Below are 4,463 nucleotides of genomic sequence, written 5' to 3'. Positions count from 1 at the left end.
TATAAGGGGAGTATATCACTTCTAGTGAATTTTTGTTTTTTCACTGTCCACTATAAGGGGAGTATATCATAGTGTCTAGTGAATTTTTGTTTTTTCACTGTCTACTATATGGGGAGTATATCACACACCTAATGAGGGCTATTTATGTGCTCTTTAATTTTTCCACAACATCAAACTCAGACGGTCTTGACTGATTTGGATAGGTGAAAAGAGAATAGTGTTTTTTCAATCCGCCACCTGAAAATAAGAGGGTCGTAGACTTCTATGCTAGGCTACAGATGTAGCTACCTTTTTGTATAAATCCCATTCACTAATTTTATATAGGGAATTGCTTCATTTTTTCTTTAGTTTCTCTGGTAAATGTAAGGACTAAGAAGCTCCATGCTCTCGGACAAAAATCAATTGAGTATCTTCTGATAGATCTGCCCGATAGCCAAAGCCATCGAAGGTCAGCTGTCGAATCTCATCAAGGGTCTGAACATTCTTTTCTGCCATGAGAGATACGAGGCGTCCCCTCCCCTTTTTGGAAATGGTTGAATGAACCTTTAACTGCCCCTCTTTATCCTCCATAAAGACAATCTGTACCATACGTTTTTGAAGGCTTGGTGAGAAAACCTGTTCAAATTCAGACGAAGCAAGGGAAATGATCAAATCCTCTCCTGCCAGCTGTTCATCATACTGGTCCCGCCAAAATTGCTTGAGCGATTTCCCTTCGACTTTTAACTGTCCTTGGAAATCCAAACGATGGGGAGAGATAAGGGTAAAGGGCGCAATCAAGCCATAAAATCCCGTCGCAATCAAGACATGATCCGCCAGATAGTCTTGCTCTGGCTGGCTCAAATCCCTACGCTTCATATAGCGGTACATCAAACCATCATATAAGGTCCAAGCTGGATAGGATTTAGCCTGCTGGTGAAGGATTCGATACCAACGGTCAGCTTCCAGTTCTGCCTTATCTTCCTTTAATTTATAAAAAGCAGCGAGTTCGGACACCGACAAGTGACACAAAGCCTCCAAAACAGCCCTGCTCTTTTCTGACAGGGGAGCAAAAGGAGCATTTTCTAGATTCGTATTTAATTCTTTCGCATTAGGAAGTAAAATTTTCATACTCCGATTATACCATATCCTATCATTTTACACACCAGATACTGCAAAGTATCTTCTTCCTATTTCTAATCAAACGGGGATTAGAAGCTATTCTAATAGGGGACAGACGCAATCAAGTCTCTTGAATCAATAGGAGTAAACTAGATTGCTATTGATTTACGGTAGAAATATAGATAGAGTGCAGTCATCAACTTCACTTTTTGACAGCATAGAAGCCTAGATGAATCCTCCTAAACAATCGATAAATCTCCAAAAAATCTTTAAGGAAGCTCCCTTGCTATGACCTTGCAGTTGTTCCTTGATTTTTTATTTACAAAATGATATCATCTAGTTATGATAACCAGATAACAAGGAGTAGAGAATGAAACATTTACCCAACTGGCAACAGCTACCTGATTTGGACCTATATCTAGATCAGGTCCTGCTCTATGTGAACCAACAAACCAGTCCCTTTTTAGTCAGTAAAGAAAAGCAGCTGACACCCTCGATGGTCAACAACTATGTCAAGCATGGCTATATCCCGAAACCAAGTAAGAAAAAATACAATCGTACACATCTGGCCCGCCTTATCATTCTAAGCATCTGCAAGCCGATTTTTCCTATTGCAGACATTCAAGAGATCATTGAGGTCTTAAAAGAACAGTATGATGCTGCTACCCTCTACGACACCTTTGTTACATGCTTTTCAGGTGTCGAAACAGCAGAGCAACCACTCATCATCCAAAAGGCTTGCCAGACTATTCAGGCTTATCAAGAAACGCTTGCGCTCATTCCAAAATTAAAAGGAGAAACCCATGAACCAAAGTTTTAAATTATCCCTTCCCCTCTCATTTGGTGAAGAGGTGGGAAATGCTGTTACCCATGCTATTAGTGCCTTTATCATACTGACGTTACTCCCTTTTTCAGCTATTTATAGCTATGAAGAGTCAGGCTTGATTCAAACGATTGGGGTGTCCATTTTCATCATTAGCCTTTTTCTCATGTTTCTGTCTTCAACGATTTACCACTCCATGGCCTATGGTTCAACCCACAAATACATTTTGCGAATCATCGACCATAGCATGATTTACATTGCAATTGCAGGTAGCTACACGCCTGTTCTCCTAAGTCTCATGCCTAACTGGCTAGGCTACCTAGTCTTGGGCTTCCAATGGACAATAACGATTTTAGGGATTCTCTACAAAATTTTTACCCCAAAGGTCAACGAACGCTTCAGCCTTGCCCTCTACCTCATAATGGGCTGGTTGGTCCTCCTTATCCTACCACCAGTTATTAGCAAAACAGGACCTGCTTTCTGGTTTCTCATGTTGGCTGGAGGAATTGCCTATAGTATAGGAGCTATCTTCTACGCCAAGAAAAAGCCTTATTTTCATATGATTTGGCATTTATTCATTATTCTAGCCAGTTTCTTGCAGTATTTAGCCATTGTCTTTTATATGGTTTAGCATATAGTATCAGACTTGTCTATCAAGTCAACAAATCAAACTATTCTGTAAGGGGAGAATATGACTAGTAAATACCAACAGATTATTCAAGATATTATTACAGGCATTGAAAAACGCCAGTTCAAACGGGGGCAAAAATTACCATCCATTCGCAGGCTTAGCGAGCAATATCACTGTAGCAAGGACACTGTTCAAAAGGCAATGTTAGCGCTCAAATACCAAAATAGGATTTATGCAGTAGAAAAAAGTGGCTATTATATCTTAGAAGATCAAGACTTTCACGATAAAACAATCTCACTCAATCCTGAAGATTTCTTGCAGTTGCCCTACGAAGATTTTCGAGTCTGTGTCCACGAAAGTCTGGTTGGTCGGGAAAACTACCTCTTTAATTATTACCATCAGCAGGAAGGACTGGAGGAATTGATTGCCTCGCTCCACCAACTCCTCATGGACTACCATGTATATTGTCAAAAGGAGCAGTTGGTTATTACAGCAGGAAGCCAGCAGGCACTCTATATCCTAACCCAGATGCAAACAACTGCTGGTAGACAGGAAATCTTGATTGAAGAGCCCACCTACTATCGAATGAAACACTTGTTAGACCAACAAGCACTTCCCTATCAAACGATTGAACGAAGCCTAGACGGGATTGATATCACACAGCTCGAAACGATTTTCAAAAGCGGGAAGATTAAATACTTCTACACCATTCCTCGTCTACATAATCCTTTGGGAACAACTTATAACAGCAAAACCCAGCAAGCCATTCTCCAATTGGCAGCAAAGTATGAGGTCTATGTGATTGAAGATGATTATCTGGCGGACTTTGACAGTGCAAAGACCCTGCCACTTCATTATCTGGATCGCAATGATCGTGTCATCTATCTTAAATCCTTTACACCAACCCTCTTTCCTGCTCTGCGCTTAGGGGGGCTTGTCCTCCCCCACTGCCTACGTGAGAGCTTCCTACGACATAAAAATCTGATGGATTACGATACCAATCTCATCATGCAAAAGGCCCTGTCTCTCTATATTGACAACGGTATGTTTGCTCGCAATACACGACACCTCTACCAATTAAAAGAAGAGCAAAAAGCAGAAATGGCAGAGATTCTAGCCCGCTATCCACTCCCTTATCCCTATCACCTTTCCCACGAACAGCTAACCATCCAACTTCCCAGAACCAACATAACAGCTCAACTCAAACATGACGCACCAAAAAAGCGACTCATCACTGGACTATCCTACCACTACCTCCAACTACCCTATAGTCCATCCTTTGAAAAAGAACTACAAACTATCAGTAAAACACTCAAAAAAACCAGCTAGGATAACTAAGATACGAGGGCGTGAAAAGCACAAAGTGAAAATAGGCGGCCGAGCAGAAGTTGCTTGCAACTTCGTTGCGAGACCCCTGCGAAGATAGCTAGGCTAGTCACCAATGAAATGCAGGGAATAGCCAGCTAGCTACCGCTAATACCCTATATTTCAATACATTTCTGTTACGAGCTTTTTCACACAGTGCTTAGCCCGAGTTCAGTTAAATCAAGATACGAGGGCGTGAAAAAAGCGAACGAAAAATAGGAAGTTCTTCGCAGAAGGTGGAGCTTCTAGAAGAAGGTATCTTTTTTCCGAGCTTTTAGCCCGAGTTCAGTTAAAACAAGATACGAGGGCGTGAAAAAAACAAACGAAAAATAGGAAGTTCTTCGCAGAAGCTGGAGCTTCTAGAAGAAGTTATCTTTTTTCCGAGCTTTTAGCCCGAGTTCAATTAAATCAAGATACGAGGGCGTGAAAAAAGCGAAAAGAAAAATGGCTCTATAATTTCTGTAGTGGGTAAATCCACTGTAGAGATTATGGAACCTTTTTGAGTATAGAAAAAAAGTCCCATATGACCTATAATGAAAAGCGATT

4 protein-coding genes are annotated in these 4,463 nt (G+C 41.0%); 3 read left to right on the top strand and 1 reads right to left on the bottom strand.

Translation table 11 applies throughout. The features are described 5' to 3' along the window. Nucleotides 1–369: 369 nt before the first annotated feature. Nucleotides 370–1,107: a peroxide stress protein YaaA gene (gene yaaA, locus ACVPON_RS09005; RefSeq protein ID WP_462878295.1), complete on the bottom strand. Its 738-nt coding sequence runs from the start codon at nucleotides 1,105–1,107 to the stop codon at nucleotides 370–372. A 361-nt stretch (nucleotides 1,108–1,468) separates the two neighbouring features. On the opposite strand from yaaA, the gene ACVPON_RS09000 reads away from it, so the two are divergent. Genes ACVPON_RS09000 through ACVPON_RS08990 form a run of 3 tightly spaced genes read left to right on the top strand, consistent with a single transcriptional unit; the run spans nucleotide 1,469 to nucleotide 3,881 of the window. Next, entirely contained in the window at nucleotides 1,469–1,918 is a 450-nt protein-coding gene (locus ACVPON_RS09000) for a DUF1836 domain-containing protein (RefSeq protein ID WP_462878294.1), read from the top strand. Then, nucleotides 1,902–2,552 (top strand): PAQR family membrane homeostasis protein TrhA, encoded by a 651-nt coding sequence (trhA, locus tag ACVPON_RS08995; protein WP_462878293.1) that lies wholly within the window; start codon nucleotides 1,902–1,904, stop codon nucleotides 2,550–2,552. Before ACVPON_RS09000 ends, trhA begins: the two co-directional genes overlap by 17 nt. 60 nt (nucleotides 2,553–2,612) lie before the next feature. After that, on the top strand, nucleotides 2,613–3,881 hold the full coding sequence (locus tag ACVPON_RS08990; RefSeq protein WP_462878292.1) for an aminotransferase-like domain-containing protein: 1,269 nt from the start codon (nucleotides 2,613–2,615) through the stop codon (nucleotides 3,879–3,881). The last annotated feature ends 582 nt before the right edge of the window (nucleotides 3,882–4,463 follow it).

This window comes from Streptococcus sp. 1F3, assembly GCF_054968985.1.
Note: the sequence above shows the minus strand (reverse complement) of the source record. Positions and strands in the feature narration are given on the sequence as shown.

Coding starts and splice junctions, on each gene's coding strand:
- yaaA (WP_462878295.1), bottom strand. CDS start 1,107: ATGAAAATTTTACTTCCTAATGCGAAAGAATTAAATACGAATCTAGAA.
- ACVPON_RS09000 (WP_462878294.1), top strand. CDS start 1,469: ATGAAACATTTACCCAACTGGCAACAGCTACCTGATTTGGACCTATAT.
- trhA (WP_462878293.1), top strand. CDS start 1,902: ATGAACCAAAGTTTTAAATTATCCCTTCCCCTCTCATTTGGTGAAGAG.
- ACVPON_RS08990 (WP_462878292.1), top strand. CDS start 2,613: ATGACTAGTAAATACCAACAGATTATTCAAGATATTATTACAGGCATT.